This window comes from Adhaeribacter soli (assembly GCF_008727925.1).
In the GTDB taxonomy this organism is placed as follows: Bacteria; Bacteroidota; Bacteroidia; order Cytophagales; family Hymenobacteraceae; genus Adhaeribacter_A; species Adhaeribacter_A soli.
In genome coordinates this window covers 22,666-47,462 of sequence record NZ_VTWT01000006.1, presented here as the reverse complement: position 1 = coordinate 47,462, position 24,797 = coordinate 22,666, and the positions used below count along the sequence as shown (strand labels likewise).

General features: G+C 46.8%; 17 protein-coding genes. 11 read left to right on the top strand and 6 right to left on the bottom strand.

The features are described from left to right. Nucleotides 1-15: 15 nt before the first annotated feature. The 7 genes from glsA to F0P94_RS11465 all read left to right on the top strand — a co-directional run bounded on the left by glsA (nt 16) and on the right by F0P94_RS11465 (nt 7,483). Nucleotides 16-1,101, top strand: coding sequence for a glutaminase A (gene glsA, locus F0P94_RS11495; protein ID WP_150904042.1), 1,086 nt, complete (start codon nt 16-18; stop codon nt 1,099-1,101). Continuing rightward, nucleotides 1,098-2,492: a hypothetical protein gene (locus F0P94_RS11490; protein WP_150904041.1), complete on the top strand. Its 1,395-nt coding sequence runs from the start codon at nt 1,098-1,100 to the stop codon at nt 2,490-2,492. Before glsA ends, F0P94_RS11490 begins: the two co-directional genes overlap by 4 nt. A 212-nt stretch (nt 2,493-2,704) precedes the next feature. After that, the gene (locus F0P94_RS11485) at nt 2,705-3,838 is read left to right on the top strand and encodes an amidohydrolase family protein (protein WP_150904040.1); all 1,134 of its coding nucleotides are present in this window, start codon (nt 2,705-2,707) and stop codon (nt 3,836-3,838) included. 134 nt (nt 3,839-3,972) lie between these two features. After that, a complete protein-coding gene (locus tag F0P94_RS11480) occupies nt 3,973-4,761 on the top strand; it encodes a bestrophin-like domain (protein ID WP_150904039.1) in 789 nt (262 codons plus the stop codon). Nucleotides 4,762-4,862: 101 nt separating this feature from the next. Continuing rightward, complete coding sequence (locus F0P94_RS11475; protein ID WP_150904038.1) at nt 4,863-5,681, top strand: bestrophin-like domain; 819 nt, start codon at nt 4,863-4,865, stop codon at nt 5,679-5,681. A gap of 84 nt (nt 5,682-5,765) precedes the next feature. Continuing rightward, nucleotides 5,766-6,554 carry a bestrophin-like domain gene (locus tag F0P94_RS11470; RefSeq protein ID WP_150904037.1) on the top strand — a complete coding sequence of 263 codons (789 nt, stop codon included), beginning with the start codon at nt 5,766-5,768 and terminating at the stop codon, nt 6,552-6,554. 62 nt (nt 6,555-6,616) lie between these two features. Continuing rightward, nucleotides 6,617-7,483 carry a bile acid:sodium symporter family protein gene (locus F0P94_RS11465; RefSeq protein ID WP_150904036.1) on the top strand — a complete coding sequence of 289 codons (867 nt, stop codon included), beginning with the start codon at nt 6,617-6,619 and terminating at the stop codon, nt 7,481-7,483. A 274-nt stretch (nt 7,484-7,757) separates the two neighbouring features. Here the strand turns inward: F0P94_RS11465 and F0P94_RS11460 are convergent, their stop codons facing one another. The 4 genes from F0P94_RS11460 to mce form a co-directional block, all read right to left on the bottom strand. Further along, nucleotides 7,758-9,224 (bottom strand): CCA tRNA nucleotidyltransferase, encoded by a 1,467-nt coding sequence (locus F0P94_RS11460; RefSeq protein WP_150904035.1) that lies wholly within the window; start codon nt 9,222-9,224, stop codon nt 7,758-7,760. A gap of 303 nt (nt 9,225-9,527) precedes the next feature. After that, nucleotides 9,528-10,100 carry an L-threonylcarbamoyladenylate synthase gene (locus F0P94_RS11455; RefSeq protein ID WP_150904034.1) on the bottom strand — a complete coding sequence of 191 codons (573 nt, stop codon included), beginning with the start codon at nt 10,098-10,100 and terminating at the stop codon, nt 9,528-9,530. 162 nt (nt 10,101-10,262) lie between these two features. Then, nucleotides 10,263-10,808, bottom strand: coding sequence for a hypothetical protein (locus tag F0P94_RS11450; RefSeq protein ID WP_150904033.1), 546 nt, complete (start codon nt 10,806-10,808; stop codon nt 10,263-10,265). 319 nt (nt 10,809-11,127) lie between these two features. After that, nucleotides 11,128-11,529: a methylmalonyl-CoA epimerase gene (gene mce, locus F0P94_RS11445; protein ID WP_150904032.1), complete on the bottom strand. Its 402-nt coding sequence runs from the start codon at nt 11,527-11,529 to the stop codon at nt 11,128-11,130. A gap of 113 nt (nt 11,530-11,642) precedes the next feature. Between mce and F0P94_RS11440 the strand changes: the two genes are divergently transcribed. From F0P94_RS11440 to F0P94_RS11425, 4 genes are all read left to right on the top strand, one after another. Continuing rightward, nucleotides 11,643-12,857: an IscS subfamily cysteine desulfurase gene (locus F0P94_RS11440; protein ID WP_317133062.1), complete on the top strand. Its 1,215-nt coding sequence runs from the start codon at nt 11,643-11,645 to the stop codon at nt 12,855-12,857. 113 nt (nt 12,858-12,970) lie between these two features. Further along, nucleotides 12,971-13,384, top strand: a complete 414-nt coding sequence (gene iscU, locus F0P94_RS11435) for a Fe-S cluster assembly scaffold IscU (protein WP_150904031.1) — start codon at nt 12,971-12,973, stop codon at nt 13,382-13,384. Nucleotides 13,385-13,545: 161 nt separating this feature from the next. Continuing rightward, nucleotides 13,546-13,953 carry a hypothetical protein gene (locus F0P94_RS11430; protein ID WP_150904030.1) on the top strand — a complete coding sequence of 136 codons (408 nt, stop codon included), beginning with the start codon at nt 13,546-13,548 and terminating at the stop codon, nt 13,951-13,953. Between the two features lie 161 nt (nt 13,954-14,114). Further along, nucleotides 14,115-14,441: a HesB/IscA family protein gene (locus F0P94_RS11425; protein ID WP_150904029.1), complete on the top strand. Its 327-nt coding sequence runs from the start codon at nt 14,115-14,117 to the stop codon at nt 14,439-14,441. A 757-nt stretch (nt 14,442-15,198) separates the two neighbouring features. Here the strand turns inward: F0P94_RS11425 and F0P94_RS11420 are convergent. Together F0P94_RS11420 and F0P94_RS11415 are read right to left on the bottom strand one after the other, a co-directional pair. Beyond that, a complete protein-coding gene (locus F0P94_RS11420) occupies nt 15,199-18,015 on the bottom strand; it encodes a T9SS type A sorting domain-containing protein (RefSeq protein ID WP_191907023.1) in 2,817 nt (938 codons plus the stop codon). 337 nt (nt 18,016-18,352) lie between these two features. Further along, nucleotides 18,353-24,343: a T9SS type A sorting domain-containing protein gene (locus F0P94_RS11415; RefSeq protein WP_191907022.1), complete on the bottom strand. Its 5,991-nt coding sequence runs from the start codon at nt 24,341-24,343 to the stop codon at nt 18,353-18,355. Nucleotides 24,344-24,797 lie beyond the last annotated feature (454 nt).

Genomic DNA, 24,797 nt, shown 5'->3' with positions numbered 1-24,797 from the left:
CAAAAACTTTATCCTATGAAAAAAAGATCAGACAAAAACTTCCCGATACTGGCCATGGCCTTCTTTTTGTTTTTCTCCGGTGCAGGTTACCAAGCCAGCGCCCAGAAAAAGCATGCAAAACCAAACGCTGCAACCAGCTCCGATAAAGGCGGCATTGAAGGCGCCGTGAACGAAGCCTACAACAAATACAAAGACCTGAAAGAAGGTAAAAACGCCGACTACATTCCCGAACTGGCCAAAGTACCTTCCGAGCAGTTTGCCATTGTGGTTATTGCCCCCGACGGCAAGGTTTACAGCAAAGGCGATGCCGATGCCATGTACTCCATTCAATCCATTTCCAAAGTGTTAACGCTGGCCCGCGATATTGAAGATTTCGGCCCCAAAGCCATTCAGGATAAAATAGGCGTGGACCCGACCGGCCAGAAATTCAACTCTGCCGTTTTTGTGGAGGAAAACAAAGGCAAGGAACTTAACCCGCTCGTAAACGCCGGCGCCATTGCGGCCACCAGTATGGTAAAAGGCAACACCTACGAAGAAAAATGGAATACCATTTTGCAGACCCACAACGATTTTGCCGGCCGGCAGCTATCGGTAAACGACCCGGTTTATAAAAGCGAAGCCGCCACCAACCAGCACAACCAGGCGCTGGCCTCTCTCATGAATTCCTTCGAACGCATGTATTTCGATCCGGCAAAATCGGTGGATATTTATACGAAGCAATGCGCCATAAACATCAATACCAAAGACTTAGCCATGATTGCGGCCACCCTGGCCAACGGCGGCACCAACCCGGTTACCAAAAAGAAAGTGGTATCGCCGGAAACCGTAGCCCACGTACTGCCGGTTATGGCTACCTGCGGCCTTTACGACGACTCCGGCATCTGGTTCTACAACGTTGGCTTACCGGCCAAAAGCGGCGTGGGCGGCGGCATTATGGCCATCGTTCCGGGCCAGTACGGCATAGCTGCTTTTTCGCCCCGCTTAGATGAAGCTGGAAACAGCGTCCGCGCCCAGAAAGCCATCACCGACATTGTGAACAAGTTGGGCCTGAATCCTTACCTGGTAAAGCCGGGTAGTGCTGCACAAGTAACTCAAAAATGAAATCCGGGAAAATGGTAGGCTTGATGTCCGCAAAAGACAGTTCGCCAAACGGAAAAAAATTCCGGCTTAGTAGTGGGTGGTTCCTGCTCCTGGCCGTCCTGGCAATGCTATACTTTTCGCCGGAAAAAGTAAAAGCCCAGGACGACATGAAAGTGGAAGCCTACGATACCCTGAACATTGAAAAAGAACCCATTCCCACAACGCAGGCCGGAGAATTTAGCCCCGGCCGGGGCTTCGACCTTTACAAAAGCAAGTGGGGCAGCCTGAACCTGAGCCTTTACGGCTTGTTGCGCTACACCAACCAATTACCGGCTACCCAAAGCTTTACCGATCACCTGGGCAGGGTACGAAACATTGATACCCGGCACGACATTCAGTGGCATCGTACCTTCGTCTGGGCATCGGGCTTTTTTTATACGCCTAAGCTCCGCTATACGGTAAGCATTTGGGGCTTAGCTTCTACCGGCCAGACCTTGATCTTCGGGAATATGCATTATCAGGTAAACAAGGCCTTGCGCCTTGGCGCCGGTATTGGACCTAACCTTGGTATCCGGTCTTTGCAGGGGCCTTGGCCTTACTTTATGGCTACCGACCGGCAAATGGCCGAAGAGGCCTTGCGCCCGGGTTTCACCGGTGGCTTCTGGATTACCGGCGAAGTTTTGCCCCGGTTTAGTTACTGGCTGTTCCTGGGAAATAACCTGAGCCAGCTGGGCGTTAATAATACCCAGATGACCCGCGACCTGACCAAAAGCTTCAGTTTCTGGTGGATGCCGACTACCGGAGAATTTGGCCCGCGCGGCGGTTACGGCGATTTTGAACAACACCAAAAACTGGCTACCCGTTTTGGCGTTTCCTTTACTCATGCCCGTGAAGGCCGCTTTAACCCCACTTCCGAACCGAATCCGGTTGAAACCCAGATCAGGCTTTCCGACGGCGTTTATTTGTTTGAAACAGGCTCCCTGGCCGATGGTGTAACGGTACGGAATGCCCAATACCAGATCGGCGCCGTTGACCTTGGCTTTAAATTCAAAGGCTTCCATTTACAGACCGAATTTTTCCGCCGAAGGTTATCTCATTTCAACACAACCGGCCCCATTCCTGAATCTGAATCCGAAATTATTGACAACGGCGTGTATGTCGGGGCTTCTTATTCGGTAATCAAGAAAAAGCTGGACCTGTACGGCGTTTATTCCACGGTTATCGATCAGTTCGACCGCAACCCCTGGGAGGTGGCCGGCGGCCTGAGCTATTTTCCTTCCGGCACCCGAAGCTGGCGGATAAACCTGCACCTAATCCGGGTAGAAAGATCGCCGGCGGGTTCTACGTTTGGCTATTACATAGCCGGCCAGTCCGGAACCACTGTTTCTATTGCCACCGATATTATGCTATAAGAGCATGTTCAATGAAGCCCGAAACCTGAATTTACCGCTAAAAACCACCGCATATGTTACTTCCGAATTGCGAATTTCACAATGCCCGTTTCCAGCTGACCAACTACGTTCAGAAAGTCCCGGAACATTGCGATTACCTGAAAAATCCGGGCTAAAACGCTATGGTTTTCCGCTGAAAAACGAAGGGATTGTTCCGTTAAAAATCTGGCTAAATGAAGATCATTAATTACCACCGGTGCTGCAGTTTTCTGATCGTTTTGGCTATCATTTTTCAGGCCTTTTCCGCCGAAGCGCAGAAGAAAAAAAAGAAAACTGCCCCACTGCCCAAGTACGATTTTCACGATTCGCATTTCCACCTGACCAACTATATTCAGGAAGGCATTACGGTGCAGCAATACCTGGAAATTATGGGCAACCGCGTGGGCCGTTCTACCCTTTTCGGCATACCCCTGCAGCAAGCCTGGTCGTACCAGAATTCCGGAAATTTCGCCCCCACCTACTACCTGCAAAGTGATGCGCCGCTCTATTATTATTCCTTCACCGATGCCTACATTGCCAGCGTTTTCAATAAACTTTCTCCTGAAGAAAAGCAGCGCTTCGACCCGATGATCACCGGTTTCAACCCGGCCGACATGTACGGCAAAGCGCATATAAAACGGGTACTGCAAACGTTTCCGGGCGTATTTTCGGGCATCGGCGAGTTCAGTATTCACAAGGAATTTGTATCCTCTAAAGTTGCCGGCGAAGTAGCCAGCCTTACCAATCCGGCTTTAGACAGTATCCTCGATTTTGCCGGCGAAGTTGGCCTTGCCGTAATTCTGCACAGCGATATGGATATCCCCTTTGCCAAAGCGGGCGCCGAACCGGTTTTCCTCACGCAAATGAAAGACCTGCTGAAGCGGCACCCCAAAACCACCATTATCTGGGCGCACGTGGGTATGGGCCGGGTGGTAAAACCGGTGCAGCCCTCAGCAGTTGCTTCTATGGGAGAACCTAATCCCACCTTTTTGGACATCGTAATTAATATCCTGGAAGATCCGGCCCTGAAACACGTGTATTTCGATATTTCCTGGGATGAGGTAGCGAAATATATGGTAAACAATCCGAAGTCGCTGCAAAACGGCATTACCGTAATAAACCACTACCCGGACCGCATCCTTTTCGGCACGGACGTAGTAGCGCCCTCGAGCCCGGAAATGTATTATGCGGTTTACAACATGTACGAACCGCTTATTAAAGGATTAAGCCCCGAAGCCAGCGAAAAACTACGCAAAGGAAATTACGAACGCATCTTCGACGAAGCCCGGAAAAAAGTAAGAGCCTGGGAGAAAGCCAACGTGAAATAAAATGCTATACATCAAAAATGTAAAATTGTCTGGTAGTACCGCCTGCCGTTGTGGTGTGTTTTTCACCAACCATTCTTCAGTCTGGTTACCAAAGCTAATTTACTTATAAAACGCTATACTTTTAATGTAAAAACATGCATCTCGGAAACTTCCTGATTTCCCTGCCGGGCTGGGCGCTGTTTCTGCTCGTTTTCTGCTATGCTTTACTGGCAACGCAGATCGGTGCATTTTTTGCCCGCCGCCGGCTAAAGCAAAAATCCCGGGACCCGGAAGATTCTATCAGCGACATTGCAGGGGCGATGCTGGGCTTGCTGGCTTTCCTGCTGGGCTTCACTTTTTCTATGACCGCAACCCGCTTCGGCGACAGGAAAAACCATATTCTGGAAGAAGCCAATACCATTGGAACAACGTATTTACGCACCAGTTACCTGCCCCCCAGACAACGGGAAACGTCCCGAAACCTGCTCCGCGAATACGTGGACTTGCGGGTGAAACTTACCAGTCCGGAGGAGTTAGAAAAATACATGCCCCGGTTCAATAAAATTCTGCAGGCGCTTTGGCTGCAGACGGCTTCCCTCGATAAAGAAAATATGGATTCTGAGATCCGGAGCCTTTACATTCAGTCTGTAAATGAAACCATCGACCTGAATGCCACCCGCAAAACTATTGTGCTCATTTTCCGCATCCCCGACCCTATCTGGAACTGCTTGTTCCTGCTGGCTTTCCTGAGCATGTTCATCAGCGGTTTCCAGCACCATAGCAAAGGAACCGAAACGCGCGTAGGCATGCCCTTGCTGGCCGGTTCTTTCGCCCTCGTCATCGTCATGATCGCAGATATGGATTCTACCGGCAGAGGCCGCTTAAAAGTAAGCCAGCAACCCTTATTGGATGTACAGCAAATGATGCACGAAAAAACTCCCTGACCAGAATTCTGTTTACAGATCAAGGCGGTGCCGAAAGCAAACCTGAATAGAGCCATTAACTTCCTGCAGAACGCCAGGCATTTAAAATAAAATTAAAATGTATGAATATAGCCCGCTTTTTTACTTCCATACCCTCTTGGGCTTTATTCGCGCTGGTAGTTCTTATTTGCGTACTGGCCGCCGAAGCCGGCGCCTGGATGGCAGAGCGGAGAGGAAAAAAAGGCATTAAAGAACCCGACTCCCCCATCGGAACGGCCGTCGGGGCAATTTTAGGATTACTGGCCTTTATGCTGGGCTTTACCTTTTCCTTTACCGAATCGCGCTACGGAGAACGCAAAGAGCTGGTAATTGAACAAGCCAACGCCATTTCATCCTGCTACCTCCGCAGCAATTTAATTCCCGAAAAGCAAAAAGCTCCGATCCGGCAATACCTTCGGGAATACCTGAAGATCCTCCTGCAGGAAAACCTAAAAGCATATGGTCCAAATAGTAACCGGAACATTCAAGCAAGTATTCAGGGCATTGCTCAGTTAGAAGCGCTGCACGCGCTCATGTGGCAGCAGGCCTCAACGCTAACAAAAGAAGACATGGACTCCGAGATCAGGACCTTCTTCCTCGATTCGCTGAACGATGTCATAAACATTTATCAGGAACGAAAAACCGTAAGCCTCATTTTCCGGATCCCGGATGTACTCTGGAGCTCCCTTATCCTCCTTTCCCTCCTGGGAACTTTTGTAGTAGGCTACCAGACCGGCACTTTTGGCACCCGCCGCATCGTCAGCATTCCCTTAATGGCCGCTGCCTTTGCGCTGGTAATTGCCATGATCGCCGATATGGATTCTACCGGGCCGAACCGCTTCGAAATAAGCCAGCAACCCCTGATAGAAGTACAGCAAATGATGAAAAAAGACAGCCCCTGAACCCGGTTAAATAAAAATACCGCACCAACAAAAGAATGAATAATCCGCCACCCGCTGGTTTCCGCCGGGCTTAAAGTCTGCATTATGGATTTAGCGAATTCTTTAACCTCCATGCCTTCCTGGGTGCTGTTCATTATCCTTCTGATAATCGGGGTGCTTGCTACGGAATTTGGTTTTTGGGCCGGTCACCGCAAAGTTAAAAACGGAATAAACGAACCCACTGCCCCCATCGGAACGGCCGTCTCCGCCATATTGGCGCTTCTGGCTTTTATGCTTGGCTTTACCTTTTCCATTACCTCTTCCCGTTTCGCCGACCGCAAGGGCCTGGTAATTTCGCAGGCAAACGCCATAGGAGCCGGTTATTTACGCGCCGGTCTCTTGCCGGAAAAACAGAAAACCACCGTCCGGAAACTTTTCAGCGAATACACCGATCTTCTTCTTAAACTTCCGGAAAGCAATAATGTAGAAGCCCTCCTCGATCGCAGAGATGCTATTCATTTGTTACTTTGGGAACAAGCCCTTTCGCTGGAAGAGCAGGATATTCCGCCGGCTATGAAATCGCTCTTTATCACTTCCGTGAACGAGATCATTTCCCTGGCCGAAGAGCGCAAAACGGTAGCCCTGGTTTTCCGGATCCCCGATGCCCTCTGGGAAGCGCTGCTTTTTCTGAATGTCATCAGCATGTTCGCGTACGGGTACCAGAAAGGTATTAGCGGCAGCCGCAGAACGTTCGAAATACCGATCTTAACCATTACCTATGCCGTCGTGATCGTCCTTATCGCCGATATGGACTCCACCAGTTTCAGGAGGTTTAAAGTAAGCCAGGAGCCGCTTAGAAGCCTGCAGAAAATGATCCGGAAAGGTCCCCGATAAAATAAGTAACGCTATGCAAAACTTCTGAAAAAATAAACCAGCAACTTCAAAAACTGTACCCCATGAATGCCATTGCCATAATCAGTGTAATCCTGAAAATAAGCATCTTCCTCACCGCTTTAGGTTATGGCTTAAAAACCACTTCGGAAGATGCTTTTTACCTGATCCGGAAGCCTGGGCTTTTGTTGCGTTCCGTCCTGGCCATGAACATTATTATGCCGGTAGTTGCCTTGCTTATTGCGCATTTTTCCGCTCTGTCGCCACTGGTAAAAGTAGCCCTCGTCGGTATTTCAATTTCTCCGCTAGCGCCCTTATTTCCCCGAAAGCCCTTACATGCCGGCGGCCGCAGATCCTACGTGATCGGCTTAATGCTTACAGCCTCCTTACTCACTTTGATCCTCATTCCGCTTACCTTAAAAATTCTGGACATTATCCTGGTCAGGCCTGTAAACATTGCCATGAAAGAAATTGTTGCTTCAGCGTTGATTTCAGTAATTGTGCCGCTTTTTTCAGGCATTGCCTTGCGGTATTTTGCCCCGGCTTTCTCCAAAAAGTTCGGGAATCCGGTAGCCCGAATTTCGCAGATCATGCTCGGGATAGCGCTGCTGCCAGTACTGGTTAAAATGTTTCCGGCCGTGATTCATCTGATTGGCAACGGAACAGTGCTGGCAATTGCAGTTTTTTCGATTACCGGATTACTGGCAGGCCATTTTCTGGGTGGTCCTGATCCGGCAGACCGCTCGGTTCTGGCAATGGCTGCTGCTTCGCGCCATCCGGCCATTGCCATTGCCGTAGCCAGCGCCAATTTACCCGGCCAAAAACTGGTACCCGCGGCTATTTTACTTTACCTGATCGTGAGCGCCCTGATAGTATTTCCTTACCTGAAATGGATTAGAAAACCAGCTCCCGGAAACCAGACCCGTAAATAAGACATTCCCAAATGGGCCGGAGTAATACAAGTTCTTTTAAAGATTGTTCCTTTCCTGTAATTACCTTGATCGCTGGTGCGAGCCTCCGGCTAGTATCGGAATTATTTGGTCAGGTTTTGAAAGTGATACGAGCAAAAGTGATACGAGCCGGAGGCTCGCACCAGCATAAGTATCTCGCACCAGCATAAGTATTTAATGGAATTGGCTTTTGGCGATTTGGTATAACTTGGCATAAGCCGGAAGTTTATACCCGATTCGAAAAATCAGGCCTTTACTATTCGGCTTTTACTGCCAGCTTCATCTCTTCTGCCGTTTCTTTGGAAATGAGCATTACGGGTTCCAGCTTCAGTTTCCTGCCTTCTTCCAATAGAAATGCGTAAGCCGGTTCAAATTCATTCCGGATTTTTCCTTCCAGAATGGCTTCGGTTATGGCATCCTTCAACAAACCCACTTCTTTGGAAGGCTTCAGATCGAAAGTACGCATGATGATCTCGCCGGAAATAACGGGCTGAAAATTCCGGAGCTTGTCGCTTTCTTCTACCTGTTTGAGCTTCTCTTCCACTAGCCGGAAATTCTGCATGTAGCGTTTCACCTTGGCATCGTTCTTCGAGGTAATATCCGCGCCGCACAGCTTCATCAGGTCGTCAATGTCGTCTCCGGCTTCAAAAAGCAATCTTCTTACGGCGGAATCGGTCACGGTTTCTTTTACCAGCGCAATGGGCCGCAAATGCAAACGCACCAGCTTCTGCACGTAGCGCATTTGTTCGTTTAAAGGCAGTTTCAGATCGGCAAAGATCTTGGGCACCATGCGCGCGCCGCGGTCTTCGTGCCCGTGAAAGGTCCAGCCGGCTTTTTCGTGGAAACGTTTGGTATCAGGTTTGGCAATGTCGTGGAGAATGGCCGCCCAGCGAAGCCAGAGGTTATCGGTTACTTCGGCCACATTATCCAGAACCTGCAGCGTGTGGTAGAAATTATCTTTGTGCGATTTGCCATTTTTGGTTTCCACGCCGTGCAACTCCACCATTTTTGGGAAGATCAGCTTGAGCAAACCGGTATTGAAGAGCAGCTTGAAACCGTAACTCGGCTTTTTGGCCAGAATGATCTTGTTCAGCTCGTCGGTAATCCGTTCTCTGGAAATAATGCTGATCCGCTCCTTATTATCGACAATGGCATCGTAGGTATCGGCATCGATGTCGAAATCGAGTTGGGTGGCAAACCGGATGGCGCGCATCATCCGCAAGGGATCATCGGAAAAGGTAATGCCCGGTTCCAGCGGCGTTTTGATCATTTTCCGCTTTATATCGCCCAACCCATCGAATTTATCGATCAATTGTCCGAAGGAATTTTTGTTCAGGCTTATCCCAAGGGCATTGATCGTAAAATCGCGGCGTTTCAGATCATCTTCCAGCGTTCCGGCTTCCACTTCCGGCTTCCGCGAATCAGATCGGTACGATTCTTTCCGCGCGCCCACAAATTCCACTTCCCAGTCTTCGGCCCGCAGCATGGCCGTGCCGAAATTCTTGAATACCACCACTTTGGGTTTGTGCGGCAACTTCTCGGCCACTTTTTCGGCCAGTGCTATACCGTTTCCCACGCACACCACGTCAATATCTTTGGAAGGCCGCTTCAGGATCAGATCCCGCACAAATCCGCCGATCACGTAGGTTTCCACCTGCAATTCAGCGGCCGCTTCGGCTACGGTTCCAAATATTTTATGATCGGGCAGTTCAACAGTTTGCATGCTTGTCTGAATCAGGATTTACAGAATTAACAGAAGCAGAAAAGCTGGCAGGTAACAAGCCCCCCTTTGGAGGGGGTTAGGGGGAGGACTACATTATTGAAGATTCTCCCCTTGAGGGGAGTTAGAGGGGTGTAATTCGCGCCATGTGAAACACCCCACCGGCTCCCCTCAAGGGGAGAGTACCAAATAACGTAAAGATCCTCCCCCTACCCCCCCTCCAAAGGGGGACTTTAACAGCATAGGCTTTCGATGCTTCCGGCTGCAAAACTACTCAAAAAAACAGTAGGCTTTTGTGCAAAAAAACTACTCGCGGATCACTTTCTGACTACCGTCGGGCTGCAACTGCACAATTCGGGAAGGTCTGGCCTGAATTTCTTCTTCCTGCCGCCAGGCTACCATGTAATCTACTTTTTCTTTAATGGTATCCGGAATATCGGAAAAACTCCCCCCGGATTGTTTCCCGCTCACGTTTGCCGAAGTAGAAACAATAGCCCGTTCAAATTGCCGGGTCAGCCGGTGGCAAAACTCATCTTGCGGGATCCGGAAAGCCACGCTGCCGTCCCGGGAAATTACTTCCGGCGGCAAATTCTGGACATCGTTGAAAATATAAGTGGTCGGGCGTTCCTGGTTCTGGATCAGGTTCACGAAGTTTTCCGGTACATTTTTTACGTAGCGTTTAAGCGTTTCCACGTCGGCCACCAGCAAAATAAAAGGCTTTTCTTCCGGGCGTTCCTTTATTTCATAGATCCGCTTCACGGCCTGCACGTTTTCCGCATCGCACCCAATGCCCCAAACCGTATCGGTCGGGTACAGGATCACGTTCCCGATCATTAACTGATCTACTACACGGTGTATTTCCTTTATTTCTTTGCTCATAGTTTTATCAGGTTGGTGCTTTGGATACGGAAATAGGAATTAGCGGTTGAGGGGAATTTAGCGGAACGCTTAGAATACATAATTGAGGTCAATCCGGGCACAAGTGAGGGCGGGAGTATGAAGCTTGCGAGCGTAGCGCTCAAGGATATTTATGGGGCTTAGTTATAATCTCTTTACTCTTTTCTCTTCCGGAACATTTATTATTCCAGCACCGTCAACCAACCAGTTATTATTTGCTTGAATAACCTTCACTACTAATTTAAAATCAGGCCAATCTTTACCTTGTAAAGTTACATAGCCATTCTCACCATTTTCCAATAAAATAAAGCCTTCATCCGGATAATCCTGAGCATCAAAAATAGGGTCTGCATCAAGCCCCAATTCGGGATCTGTCTTAAAGGCCTCATCCACCAGTTTTTTATAAGTTATTTTGAAACTTGGGGTGAGTAGCGGGTTAAATTCAATCCATTTTCCGGTATCCATCGATTTAGAAGCACTATCACAGTGTGCTTTATAGTTATTCATAAAACTCAAAGCAACTTCAGAAGCGGCATTATTTGCAATAGCTGGTAAAGTAGGTTTACTTTCAACTGTTTTTGGCTTAGTATTAACGCCCTTAAAGCTTTCACTTTTGTTATTTGGCTCCTCATTACAAGCCATTATCCCAATTTGGAATAAGAGTAGTAAATGGGTAAATACCTTTCTCATTCTGTAAGTTTTAGATTTCAGAAGAGCTAATTAATAACATTGCCCCATAAGTTTCCTCGGCTTCGCTCGGAATGACGCAATAACTTTGAATAATTTATATCGCTAACACTCCTATCATTCAGCAAAAAACATCCTATTTGCCTGCAATCCTGAAAATTCTGTAAATCCTGAAAATCCTGATTCAGACATTCCATAGCAAACCTCCCTACCAACCGGATGAGATCTCTCCTATCGTCGAGATGACCGTAAAAAACGCTATCCTACCACTCCAAAAACCCAATCCACAATCAACAATTTAACAATTCAGCCATTAAACAATTTACTTAATTTCCTGGCACAACTCCACTAAAACGCCATTCGCCGTTTTCGGGTGTACAAAGCAAACCAGTTTGTTATCGGCGCCACGTTTTGGTTGTTCGTTCAGCAAAGTGAAGCCCTCAGCTCTTAACCGCTCCATTTCGGCGTAAATATCTTCTACCTCGAAAGCCAGGTGGTGAATGCCTTCGCCTTTTTTCTCCAGGAACTTGGTAATGGCACTGTCCGGGGTTAAGCCTTCCAGCAGCTCAATCTTTGCTTCGCCCATCCGGAAAAAGGAAGTGTTAACGCCTTCAGAAGCCACTTCTTCTATTTTATAAGGTTCCGCGTTCAGCAGTTTGGTGAATAAAGTGTTGGCGGCGGCAAAGTCTTTCACGGCAATGCCGATATGTTCGAGGTTCTTCATAATTATTTAAATTGAATCTAATTTAGTAATTTTGCGGTGCGCTAAACTAATAAGCCCCAGGGTTTGTTTTATAAGCGGTAAAAATAGAGATACGTAACCACATATTAGCAATTATGCTGAAATTCCCGATATACCTGGACAACAACGCTACCACGCCGATGGATCCCCGCGTGCTGGAAGCGATGCTCCCTTACTTTTCCGATAAATTCGGTAATGCCGCTTCCCGTAACCACGCCTTTGGCTGGAATGCCGAAGAAGCCGTTGATTACGCCCGCGAGCAGATCGCAAGCCTGATCAACTGTAACCCGAAAGAGATCATCTTTACTTCCGGCGCTACCGAATCCGATAACCTGGCTATTAAAGGCGTTTTCGAAATGTACGCGTCCAAAGGTAACCACATTATTACGGCGGTTACCGAGCACAAAGCGGTTCTGGATAGCTGCAAGCACATCGAGAAACTGGGTGGCAAGGTAACTTACCTGAAAGTAAACGAAGAAGGCCTGATCGACCTGAAAGAACTGGAAGCTGCCATTACGCCGCAAACCATCCTGATCTCGATCATGTACGGCAACAACGAAGTGGGCGTACTGCAGCCGATCAAAGAAATATCAGCCTTAGCCCGCAAAAACGGTGTTCTTTTCATGACCGATGCTACCCAAGCCGTTGGTAAAATCCCGGTTGACGTAGAAGCAGACGGTATTGACCTGATGGCGTTTTCCGGCCATAAAATGTACGGTCCGAAAGGTGTTGGTGCGCTTTACGTGCGTCGGAAAAACCCAAGAGTTAAAGTTACCGCCCAGATGGACGGCGGCGGTCACGAGCGCGGTATGCGTTCTGGCACCCTGAACGTGCCGGGCATTGTAGGTTTAGGCAAGGCTTGCGAGCTGTGCAAAAACGAAATGGAATCTGATACGCAACGCATTTTAAAGCTGCGCGAGAAACTGGAAACCGAACTTCTGAAACTGGAAGAATCGTACCTGAACGGCTCCAAAGAGCACCGTTTGCCGCACGTAAGTAATATTTCCTTTAAATACGTGGAAGGCGAAGGCCTGATGATGGGCGTAAAAGACCTGGCCGTTTCTTCCGGTTCAGCCTGTACTTCCGCTTCCCTGGAACCAAGCTACGTGCTGAAAGCTATGGGTATGAGCGACGACCTGGCACACTCTTCCCTGCGTTTCGGCCTGAGCCGTTTCACGACCGAAGAAGAGATCAACTATGCCATCGATCACGTAAAAGAAGCAGTAACCAAGCTCCGCGAAATGTCGCCGCTATGGGAGATGTTCAAAGAAGGCGTAGACCTGGACAGCGTAGAGTGGGCGGAACATTAATAGTGATTAGTGATTAATGAATAGTGATTAGTTATTCTGTATGAGTAAAAAATCACTTTTCATTAATCATTAATTTACTAATCATTAATCACTAATCATTAATCACTAGTAAAATGGCTTATTCAGATAAAGTTATTGACCATTACAGCAACCCGCGCAACGTAGGTACGCTGGATAAAAGCAAAAAAAGTGTTGGTACCGGTTTGGTTGGTGCTCCTGAGTGCGGCGACGTAATGCGTCTGCAGATCGAGGTAGACGAAAACCAGATCATTACCGATGCGAAATTCAAAACCTTCGGTTGCGGTTCGGCTATCGCTTCTTCTTCTTTGGCTACCGAGTGGCTGAAAGGTAAATCAGTAGACGAGGCTCTGGCAATCGACAACATGGAAATTGTGGAAGAGCTGGCTTTGCCGCCGGTTAAAATTCACTGTTCCGTTCTGGCTGAAGACGCCATTAAATCTGCGATCAACGATTACCGCGTGAAGAACGGTTTGGAGCCGCTCGAAATGCCGAAATCGCACCACTAATATCATCCTGTCATCCTGAGCGTGAGCGAAGGACCTCGTCGGCTCCCAGTAGAAAACTTTCTACAACGAGCCACCAAGTTCCTTCGCTATCGCTCAGGATGACAAAATTTTTAGTTTAAAAATTCTTAACTGAATTTCAAACCATTTTAAACTTGCCAGCCATGGAAGTTACCTCCGACGTTCGGGCCGAAATTGTGCGCCTGCAGGACCAGATCATGAATTACCTGGGCATGAACAGCTCTACCCTTTTGTTCGAGTACCGGGAACTGGAAGGACGTACGCGCCTGGATCTGATCACTGTAAATCCCCGCCATAGCCAATCGTTCCTGTTTCACTCAGAAATCGGGTTGAATAAATTGGAAGCGCTTCGCAAAATGTGGGATTACGTGCAGAATTACCGCGACAAGGAAAGCAGCTTCACTATTCAGTGGATTGCCCGCGGCGAACGAGAACTGCAAACCTCCTACTTCCGGGCAGCGAACGTTTACAGTGCGCTGGATAAATTGTATTACGGCCGCGATATAAACACCATTACTGTTTTCAGTGTGGTGCTGAACCCGACCTCTTAATTTTAGTTTTCATTTGTAAATGTTTCAGTCAGATTCATTTAAACTTCGGGTGGCTGTGCTCGCATCGGTAATCAGTACGGTGCTGCCAAACGTAAGGAATTAATAAAACCAGCTTTTTGTTTATTTATCGAACAACGAGCAACGATTAACGAACAGCGATTATGATAACCGTTTCCGATAAAGCCAAAGAAAAAGTAGAAAAGCTGAAAAAGGATGCCAACCTAACCGATGCCTTCCGCTTGCGCGCTTCCGTTGCCGGTGGCGGCTGCTCCGGCCTCTCCTACCAGCTCGATTTTGATGACGAAGTTCGTCCGATGGATCAGGAATTCGAGGACAAAGGCGTAAAGGTAGTGGTAGATATGAAAAGCTTCCTGTACCTGGCCGGCACCGAACTCGATTTCTCCGACGGCCTGAACGGCAAGGGCTTCTACTTCAACAACCCGAACGCTTCCCGTACCTGTGGTTGCGGCGATAGTTTTTCGGTGTAAAAGCTTAGCATTTTACCTTATTTAAAGCCTTTCCTGGTTAACAGGAAAGGCTTTTTTTATTTTTTTATATTGCATGGAGTAATCATACTATTATAGCATCATTTATGCTCATAGGTAATAATGTTTCCCAAGTCCTATCCCAAGACAGAACTTTATTTGCTTCCTAGCTTATTTCCTTTCGAAGTAGGAAAGATGGCCGTCAGGGGACAGCCATCGGAGACGTTATGCATAACTCATTCTATTTTAGTATCATTCAGACCAGAAACATGTGACTAAGCACATTCAACCTATCTTCATCCAGCTAAATTAAGTTGCTTTGCCAATATGCTTTAATCAGAAAAAAAGCCTGCTGATCTGAACAGCAGGCTTCCTAGTTTATATTTCAGGCAGATAAAGGAAGGTTGAATTAACTTACCGCGCTATGAAGAGTTAGGAATCACTCTCTTCCGTTGGCATTTCACAAACGTACATTAAAGCGGCAGTAAGGGCGAAAATACAAGTAGCTACTATCATAGGTCAGGTTGTTTAAGTTTTTTGGTACTTACGCGCTGCTTTTTATTTTGCTGAGTTTTGAGCCTTTGTAAAAAGTTCTTATAAAAATTATGCAATGCCTGACCAGATTCAGTAATATTCATCGCATTTGAAGACCCAATTCCTGATGACTTTTAAACGCCAAATACCTACCGCTAATTAGGTATAAAAGCAAAAGCTCCGGTTAAGCCAAAAATCTTGCTTTCACTTAGCTAATTTTTACCCTTTAGTTGCCTACCTTCACGAATTTTCTGGTGGCCCTTCCGTTTTCCGTTTCCACTATTAGCTGGTAAGTACCGGCCGGAAGTTGTGCAATGTCAAGCTTAACTTCGGAGCCAGAAATATTGTTTCTTAACCAAACCGCTTGCCCCAGAATATTCAGGATCTGAATGGTAGCGGATGCGGAAGATGACAAGCGAATAGTAAGCTGCTCAGAAGCCGGGTTTGGATAAAGATAAAGGAATTCGTTTTCTTTCACCGTAAGAGCTACCGTTTTTGAATAGGTAAAGGTGCCATCGAGATCCACCTGTTTCAGGCGATAATAAATCACCCCGCTCCCGGGCTTTTTATCTTCAAAACCATACTGTTTTAACTGGGTACTATTACCGGCTGCCCTTACCTCTCCTACTTTTTCAAAATCACGGCTATTACTGCTTCGCTCTACCTCAAACCAACCCGCATTTTGCTCGGTTGCCGTGGTCCAGTTAAGTACGACAATTTCAATTCCGGCTTTAGCGGTAAAATTCACCAGCTCCACCGGCAAGGGATTATTGGAAGCAACGGAAGCAAAAGTAAACGGACTGAAAGAGCTTTGCATTTTACGCGTGGATAGCAACATCATCGAGGATTCGCTGGTTGTCATTTCAGGTTTACCTTCGTTTGCCCAACCGGCATCGCCTCCTTTATAATGAGCAACCCGTAATTCATTCGGATCAGCTATCGAAATACTACGGCCAGGGTCATAACTAAGAGTTACTTTTACTTCTGAAGCACCTGCCAACCGTTCAAGATCCCAGTACTCGGTACTCGAAATCTGTCCCAATGAATCGTGTTTAAGGCTTCCGAACAAGGTAACGGGGTTCTCTGGGAAATACTCTGCAGAAAATTTATCGGTCACATTTTGCGGAGCTGAAATTCCGATCGGGGCAAAATAGCCTCCTTTCCCGGTTGGAAAACTAAAGGCATCGTCGCCGGTTTTAATGATCCGGCCGTTTACATAGCTTCCACTCCAGGCACCGGTAGTGGCCGCATTATCTTCGAACGTAAGCGTAGCAACCGGTCCTAACGTGAGGATTCCCTGTGAGAACTGGAGATTGCCTTTTATGGTCAGAGGCGTAAGCAGTTCTGCTCCAGCCTGATTGTTAAGTTCAAGGTTGGCGTATTGTCCTAAATTTAGGGTACCGCTTATTTGCTGCTTTTTAGTACCATTCAGACTGATGGGTGACGTATTTACGGCATTTGCAGGGTTAAAATTGAAGGTAGCACCCGGAGCTATTGTTAAATTGCCTTTAATTTGCAGTGGGAGCGGCGTGCTACCACTTGCCAAGGTAACGTTCATGGTTCCGCTGCTGATCGTAAAATTGTCGATGCGCGTTGGCACCGGGGCGCTCGTACCAAAAATAATGGCCAGGGCGTTGGTTACGTTCAGTTCAAAATCAGCATAAACCCGGCCATCGAATTTTGGCGCCGTTCCTACCTGCTCGTGGCGGTACAAACTGCCGGTTTCAAAAACCACTTTCGAATTCGGCGTAGCCAACCCGAACGGACTGGCGCCATCTTTGGAAATATATACCGAACCGGCTTTAAAGATTACGGCATTGGCCGTGCCGGTAATGCCAAAAGGCTCTCCGTTGAGGTTTCTTGCATTTACCTGTGCCCCGCTAGTAACGGTTAGAGCATTGGCATCTGCCACCAGCAAGCGGTGGGCACGTCCCAGGTTCATGGCCGTATTCTGAAAAGTGAAATTCCCCGCAATGATTCCGGTTGTACCCGTCTTTAAACTAATCTCCAGAGCATCGTTGCTGTCTATTATTAAAGAAGAACCTGCACCAACAACCAGGTCCTCCTGATTGCCGCCAGCAATCTGCAACGTTTGGGTACTTCCGGCTTTGGCCTTCAGGCTTAGAGCGGTATTGTTCTGCACCAGCAGTTTCCCGAATTCCTGAGAACTTACATTGCTGAGGTTTATCGTTCCGCCTGCATTAAAAGTCAGAATATCCGAGTTACGATGGCAGTTACGGGTAGGATTCCAGTTTCCCGGCTCGGTAAAGTCGGAAGAAAGCGAACCGGTCCATGTATAAGTTTGAGCCGTAAAATAGGGTGAATTCGGTACGGAAATGTTGTCGAAATAGGCCGTTACATTGGCCGTGCCATGGTTATAGGCCGCGCCGGTAAAATTTAAATTCGTATTGGTATGGGTTTGGTCCGAAAAAGTCAAAACCGGCTCCTGCACGGTAAGCGGATCGGCAAAGGAAGCGCCATCGTTCCGCACCTGCAGCCCCCAGGATTTGGAGCAGGGATCGTAAGTGACTTTTACGCTGTAGTAAGCGGTTTCGGTAAATTCCGGGCTTGAAACTAACGTAGTGAGGTTGGAGTTAACGGTAAAGCCATTTTTAAAACTCACCAACCGCACGTAATCCGGAGAGCCGGAGTTGCCTAAAACTACCGCGTAGCCCACGGCATTGGGATCGGTAAATACCGGTTTGTTGCACCCCAGAATATATGCCACACCGTAGGTAGTTGCCCCAAATCCGGAAGTACCCGAACGGTTCTGTCGGAAATTGAACGCCCAGTTCAATGGCGCTGCCGCCTGGCTGAATGTGGTAGCGTACTGGTTACTTACCTCATTCGATGCCTGCTCGAGGCCGGAAGAGCCAACGCCTGAACTTGCACTGTTAAAGCTGCCCAGCACCAGCATGTTGTTTTCAATTCTGATCCGGTAATTGTTGGAACCCGAAGTTTCGGTTTCGAGCCAGGTACTGCCTCCAACGGAAGAAGGAACCCCGACGCTCAGGTTGTTGGGCCGGTTAAAATTATCGAGCAAGGCAGCAGTAATTTGCGCTTCAGATTCTTGAATTCCTAAAATTCCCGCCAGGGAGAAAAAAAGGAGAGACTTACGATTCCGTAAAATTTCAGAAAACAAATACTTCATACCTCTGTTGTTAAAATGAATTATGCCTCAAATGATTTCTGCTTTAATTTAGTTCATTGTTCTTGTAAAATTTAACATCACATGAATATCTTTCTTAAAATCGCTATTCTTTCCGTGATAAAAAGTGGGGATCAAAATACCTTCACCTTTCTACCTGGAACAAGGATCCTGAAAAACAAAAAGCCCCGGAATGCTCCGGGGCTTTTAATTAAACTTACAGGGCTAAGAATCAGTTACCAACTTTTACAAATCGTCTCACTTCACGTACCTGATCTGCCTCAATCATTACCTGGTATGTGCCAGCCGGCAGGTTCTGTACATTCAGCTTAATGGCATTTCCGACTTCTACCCTTTCAGCCAGCACCTGCTGACCTAACAGGTTCATCACCCGGATCACTGCTTTTCCGGAGGTAGCCGGCAGGGAAATATTCAATTCAGATTTTGCCGGGTTCGGGTACAGAACAACCCGTTCTTTTTCCCCTTTCAGGTTAATGCTGATCACTTTCGAGTAATTAACAGTTCCGTCATAATCGACCTGCTTCAGGCGGTAGTAGGCCATTCCGGCTAAAGGAGCATTGTCTAGCGCCTGGTATTTCTGTACGCTGGTAGAGTTTCCTTTTCCTTCCACTCTGGAAATCGCTTCAAAATTATCTCCTGTGGCACTTCTTTCAACTGAGAAATAGGCGTTGTTCTTTTCGGTGGCAGTTTCCCAGTTTAATTGAACACTGGTGTTTTTGGCCTTAGCCGTAAAATTCATAAGCTCTACCGGCAGCGGGTTAGTACCACCAATTCTGTTTGCCAGCACAAAATCGCTGAAGGTTGTAAATGGTACGGTAGATTGAATTTCACCGCTTCCGTTCGCGGTACCGCCGGAGCCACCAAGTCCAATGTCTTCCCAGGTATTCGAAGGGTTCGACTTTACAATCGAAAGACTGGCTTTATCGGTAACTACATCATCAGCACCATAAGAAAGTTTTACCAGGGCTTCCGTTACGTTCGCACCTGCACCCTTGTTAATGGAGAAATAACGCACCGCCGAAATATTCTTGATCGTTTCAACTGGCAGAGGGCGGGTTGGCGGATTACTTTCAAATTGTTCGGCAGTATAAAGCGTAGGTGTAACCGAATTCTGCTGAAGATCCAGCGTTATTGGTCGGTAATTACCAGCCTTGGCAACCGGGAAGAATAAGGTAACCGGATTGGTAGTTGCAACGGTCTGGGCTAAGAAACCTTCAATATAGCTATTTGCGCTGCCACCATTAAAGGTACCGTTCACCGTAAAACCACCATTCGTTGGGAATACTACCTTACCATTCGTCAGGGTTAAATTATTATTTACAACCACAGTTCCGGTTGCATTAATTACGCCACCTGAAGCATTTATATGCACATTGTTGTAATTCCCTGGCGCTAAAGTAGAAACTGGGTTAATGAAACTTGGGTTACCCAACACCGCTCCCCAACCGGTTCCAACGCGTAAACCATCCAGCGTCAATACCGGGCCGTTACCCTGGCGGATAGAAACCGCTCCGATATTAAGCGGAATGGAAGATGTGGTATTGTCGGTTGCCGTAATCTTTTCAGTAGAAGCTGCTTCTGAGAAAGTATTTGGATTAATATATAACGTAGAGCTTTGGGTTTGATTTGAAGTATTAAACTCATAGCGAACTACAATCAAGTGGTTCATTCCTTTTGGATAATCACCGCTCCAAATGGTACTAGTGCCTGTGTTGGAAATACCAAAGTTAATAAAACCGGGATTACCGGAGTTTTTGATAAAAATTCTGCCACGGTAACCGGTTGTAACACCACCACTACCATTAAGTTCTGTTAAATTCAGAAAATAATCACCGGTAGAAGATGTGGCGGTATTAATAATTGCAGAAAGGTACAATACGCCATTGCCATTAACTGGCTTAAAGGTTTTGTAATAATCGAGGCCAGTAGCTGCAATTGTAATTCCGGTGCCGATTTTAGTAGATCCATAGTTTAAATAATCTAAACCGGATTCTGAAAATAAGATCGGGTTGCCGGAATTAATGCTGGTCCAGCCGGCTCCGGATATCGGATCATCCTTTTTCCCAATAAAGTTATCCTCAAGCAAAAGCTCCCCGGCAATCTCTACTGGGGCCAAAATGCTGGATCCGTTTACTGCTATTTGCTGCGAAATTCCGTCGGCTACACTGGCAACCGTAATATAATCTGAATGGCTGCCGGCAGCCTCCGGACTGTATCTGATCCAGATGTTGTCGGAGATTGCTGCCCCTGAAGGATTTAAGGTTAACATATCGGTAAAGCCGGCAGTTGCGCTCGTTCCGGAAACCTGAAAATTCGCTGGAGCTGAAATAACCACATTGCCCGTTAATTTCCCGGCAGCGATAGCAAACAACTGACCTACGCTGTGAGAATGAACAACCTGGTTCGACACTGTTGCAAAGGAACCGGTAATATTTAAAGTAGGGGCACTGTTACCATCTACAGATAAAGTAACCGTACTGGCACCCGCGCTTTCGTTCAGAATAGAACCATTATGAATGCCGCCGGTTGCCGGGGCATAAACCACATAAATGGTAGTATTCGGGATCACGCCGTTCACCGGCGAAATGGTTAATGGACTAGTGCTAAAACCAGAACCTGAAACCGTAGAAATTTTAAAATTGCTGTTTGTAGTAATCGTTAAATCAGCAGTCAGGTTTTTACCCGAAATAGTATAGGTTTTCTCTACCGATTGGCTATTGGCCAAAGCTGTAAACGACAAGGATGTCTCTGAACTGGTAAGTAAGGGATTACTTTCGCCGGAAACGCCTACCTTCTTCGTAGTGGCTCCGGAGGTGGTAAGTGCTATAGAATCAGTATGGGTACCGGCCACCGATGGATCGTAAACCACATAAACCGTAGCTGCAACAGTGCCGGAAACTTGTACCAGATTTACAGAATTGCTGAAACCAGAACCAGAAGTAGCAGATACCAGGTATTGAGCCGGAGCAGTAACTACTATATCAGCTGTAAGACCAGTTCCATCAACCGTGAATGATTGCTCTGCAGAAGTACCACTTACCCCAGCAGGGGCATTGAAAATTGCCAGGCCGTTCGTAGAAACATTAATTACTGGTTTAGGAGCAGTAACGGTTACTTTAATTTCATTACTGGTTCCTGAAATATTCCCGCAAACCGAAACAGCTTCTACAACCAGATAGTATTCACCGGGAGCGGCAAAGTCAGCGCCGGTTAACTGATACGTATTGGTACTACCACTTTTAATAATGGTGTTGTAAGGTCCATTTGGGTCGGTTCCGAATTTCCAGGTATAAATAGAAGCTTCTTCTGAACTCACAGTTAAAGTAGCTCCGGTGCCGTTTACCGGCAGGCTTTGGCCACCGGTAATTAGGGTAGTAATATTGCTGGCCGGAGTGCCTTTAATACTGAAAGGAGCACTTTCGGAGCCGGTAGTTGCCGGACTCGAACCAATAACCCGAACCTTATAATTGCTGCCTGAAACTGCAGATCCTGGGATTCCCACGGAGATCGGACTGGTACCGGAAGCGGATATAAGCGGTGTGGCAAAGGAACCATTGGCATCCGATAACTGAGCTGTAAAGGTATTTCCAGATCCGAATGTACCTGTAGTGCTAAAGGCAACACTTATGGAAGTGCCGGCACAGTAAGGTGCATTGGTTACATTTGAGGTTATAATTGTTGGGGGTAATAGGTTGCCTGCTAATTTAATATTGTCGAACCTAACGTTCCCTGAAGACGAAGTTGCTCCGGAAATAGTCATTCTTATTTTGAAGTTCGGATTATTATTAGCTGCCGGAATGGAAGTTAAATCAACAGTTGATGTTGCAAAGGAAGTATTTGTTTTTCCGGTGAAAGTTTGAGCAAGGTTAAAATCGGTTCCATTAGTTGAATATTCAACTACATACGTAGAAAATCCGGATGTACCATTTACCCTGCTCGAAAAACTAAAGCTAAGTCCCTCATAGCCAGTAGTAGGTACATTAAAAACGATGGCTTTCCCATTATTGGCGCTATTCACCGCTGAAAAAGAAGCTCCAGCTGCATATCCACTTTCTGCATTATCAGTTGTACCTGCAAAGTCCTCCGTTGCAGCTATATCATGCGTTATTGTTCCGGAACCTGAAGTCGCATTAATTGCATTTGCCATTGGCCATTTATCATTTGCCACACTGCCTGCACCAGAGTTAAAGGCCCAATAATGAATAGTTACTGGTTGGTTAACAGCAGTTCCACTTACAGCAATGTTGGTCAAAAGACCGTCATTAACCGAAGTTACTGTTACATTACTTGAATGTGCACCTGCAACCGTAGGGCTGAAACGGATCCAATAATCACTAGTCACAGAACCTGCGGATGGTGTAAATGAAACAGAATTGCTGAAACCGGTCGTAGCACTGGTTCTTGATACCTGGAATTCAGCCGGAGCCGTAATAACCACGTTGCCGGTAAGCTTTGAACCGGATACTGAAAATTGTTGAGCAGTACTGTTGGTATTGATTGTCTGGTTTGCAACCGGAGTAAAAGTACCGGTAACCTGTAAGGTTGGAGTACTATTACCGCTTACCCCTAACAACACAACCGAAGCGCCGGCGCTTGCATGCTGAATGTCGCCGGAATGAGCCCCGCCCACCGTAGGTGCATAAACCACATAAATAGTTGCATTAACGACGCCATTACTATTAGGAGTAAACAGTAATGAACCGGCATAGCCTGTTCCAGCTGTTTTAGTAATTTTAAAATGAGCTGGGGCAGCAACCTGAACATCTGAAGTTAAAGCCGTTCCTGAAATTTGGTATGATTGTTCTGCAGACTGGCCACCAGCCAACGCGGAGAAAGTAAGCTGAGTTCCGGTAATACTGATTGTTGGATTGCTGCTTCCGGAAACCGCTACCTCTTTAGTAGTAGCATTTAAGCTCGTATGGGAAATGCTGCCATTATGAGTGCCTGCTACAGCCGGATCATAAACTACGTAAATAGTTGCATTAACCGCTCCGCTTACCGGACTAAGGGTTAACTGGTTGCTATAATTACTCCCCGAAGAAAAGGAGACTTTATAATGTAAAGGAGCTGTTATGGTTACATCGCCTGCCAAAGCAGAACCGGTTAAGGTATAAGATTGTTCTAACGACTCACCTGTGGTGCCCGCAGGTGCGCTGAAAGCCAACAAAGAAGTTACTGAAGTAGAAATAATTGGCTGGGATGCCGTAACGGTTACTTTTACCGGATTACTAATACCAATGGTACTGCAAGGGCCGTTCGATGTTGCCTCAGCAACCAGGTAATACTCACCGGCTCCAGGGAAATGTGATCCGGTTATGGTATAGGCATTAGAGGAAATTCCGGCTATGGTGTTGTTGAAGGGTCCTGAAGCACTTGCTCCAAACTTCCAGGAAAAAGTTGATGGTTCAGCCGCACTGGCGGTAAGCAAGCTGCCGGTGGTAGCCAGATCTACTGTTTGATCGGAGCCCGGAGATACGGAAGTATTGTTTGTTGCAGGCTTTGCATTAATGGTGAAAGCAGCACTTGCAGAACCTTCTGTTGCCGGATCGGAAGCGATTACCCGTACTTTATATGCATTACCAGTAGCAGCAGTTGTCGGGATAGTAAGGGAAATCGGATTTGTACCGGTTGCCGATTGGATTGGTGAAGTAAACGAACCGGACGCATCAGAAAGTTGCGCGGTAAATACGTTGCCTGCATTATAAGTACCGGTGGTAGTAAATTCAACGGTAACCGTATTACCGGCACAATATGAAAGTGTGGCCAGATTTGATGTAGTAATAGTTGGAGTAGAAACAACAGGGGTTAAGACAGGAGTTACCTTAATATCATCCAGGGCAAATTCATCCATTGAGCCTGATCCACCTGCCTCATCTCCAGTCCAGCGAATATAAAAATATTGCCCCGGAAGAATATTCAAGCCATTGATAGTGGTAGATCTACTCGGGCTAGTACCTCCAACTTTTACGAAGCTTGTAGAATTAGAAGTCAGCGGAGAAACATAATCCAGGGCACCTACATTTATGTAGCTATTATTATCGGAAGAATAAGAAAAATTAAATGAGTTGGATCTATTTTCATTATTTCTTATCAAAATATCATAAGCAATGTCTATGCTGGTGATAATATCAGTAGCGTGATCATTTTTAATACGAAGCGTAATCGTTCCAGGTGACCATTCGGTTCCTGTAGGTTGTATCATTAAAGCAGTATTGGTTGATGAAGCCGGTGATCCGGTTAAGGCATATATACCACCAGTAGTGGTATTAGTGGTTCCGGTTCCTGTGTAGGTTCCTCTGCCTAAATCATTTGTTCCTGTTTTTTCAACAGCAAAATCTTTATCCCCATCACTCCAACCAGTTATTGCCCAGGCATCAGCATCTAGTTTTCCGGTAGTTGGGGTTATCAGAAATCCTGAGGCATTAAAAGCCCCATTATTTACTCCACTTACGGTTGTACCAAAATCAATTGTTTTTGTTGTAGCATCAGTAATTGATAACTGCCCCCAACTCAACTGCGGCAACAACCAAAATAAAAGCCCGGCTAAGAAAACGCTATGCTTTCGGCGGAAAAAACTGGAGGGTAAAAAATGCTTCATATAAAGAAATTTAAATAAGGTTCCTGCTAAGACTATGAATTAAATATTTTCAAACCAA

Excerpts from the sequence above, each read along its gene's own strand:
- glsA (WP_150904042.1), top strand. The coding sequence starts at position 16 with ATGAAAAAAAGATCAGACAAAAACTTCCCGATACTGGCCATGGCCTTC.
- F0P94_RS11490 (WP_150904041.1), top strand. The coding sequence starts at position 1,098 with ATGAAATCCGGGAAAATGGTAGGCTTGATGTCCGCAAAAGACAGTTCG.
- F0P94_RS11485 (WP_150904040.1), top strand. The coding sequence starts at position 2,705 with ATGAAGATCATTAATTACCACCGGTGCTGCAGTTTTCTGATCGTTTTG.
- F0P94_RS11480 (WP_150904039.1), top strand. The coding sequence starts at position 3,973 with ATGCATCTCGGAAACTTCCTGATTTCCCTGCCGGGCTGGGCGCTGTTT.
- F0P94_RS11475 (WP_150904038.1), top strand. The coding sequence starts at position 4,863 with ATGAATATAGCCCGCTTTTTTACTTCCATACCCTCTTGGGCTTTATTC.
- F0P94_RS11470 (WP_150904037.1), top strand. The coding sequence starts at position 5,766 with ATGGATTTAGCGAATTCTTTAACCTCCATGCCTTCCTGGGTGCTGTTC.
- F0P94_RS11465 (WP_150904036.1), top strand. The coding sequence starts at position 6,617 with ATGAATGCCATTGCCATAATCAGTGTAATCCTGAAAATAAGCATCTTC.
- F0P94_RS11460 (WP_150904035.1), bottom strand. The coding sequence starts at position 9,224 with ATGCAAACTGTTGAACTGCCCGATCATAAAATATTTGGAACCGTAGCC.
- F0P94_RS11455 (WP_150904034.1), bottom strand. The coding sequence starts at position 10,100 with ATGAGCAAAGAAATAAAGGAAATACACCGTGTAGTAGATCAGTTAATG.
- F0P94_RS11450 (WP_150904033.1), bottom strand. The coding sequence starts at position 10,808 with ATGAGAAAGGTATTTACCCATTTACTACTCTTATTCCAAATTGGGATA.
- mce (WP_150904032.1), bottom strand. The coding sequence starts at position 11,529 with ATGAAGAACCTCGAACATATCGGCATTGCCGTGAAAGACTTTGCCGCC.
- F0P94_RS11440 (WP_317133062.1), top strand. The coding sequence starts at position 11,643 with ATGCTGAAATTCCCGATATACCTGGACAACAACGCTACCACGCCGATG.
- iscU (WP_150904031.1), top strand. The coding sequence starts at position 12,971 with ATGGCTTATTCAGATAAAGTTATTGACCATTACAGCAACCCGCGCAAC.
- F0P94_RS11430 (WP_150904030.1), top strand. The coding sequence starts at position 13,546 with ATGGAAGTTACCTCCGACGTTCGGGCCGAAATTGTGCGCCTGCAGGAC.
- F0P94_RS11425 (WP_150904029.1), top strand. The coding sequence starts at position 14,115 with ATGATAACCGTTTCCGATAAAGCCAAAGAAAAAGTAGAAAAGCTGAAA.
- F0P94_RS11415 (WP_191907022.1), bottom strand. The coding sequence starts at position 24,343 with ATGATACAACCTACAGGAACCGAATGGTCACCTGGAACGATTACGCTT.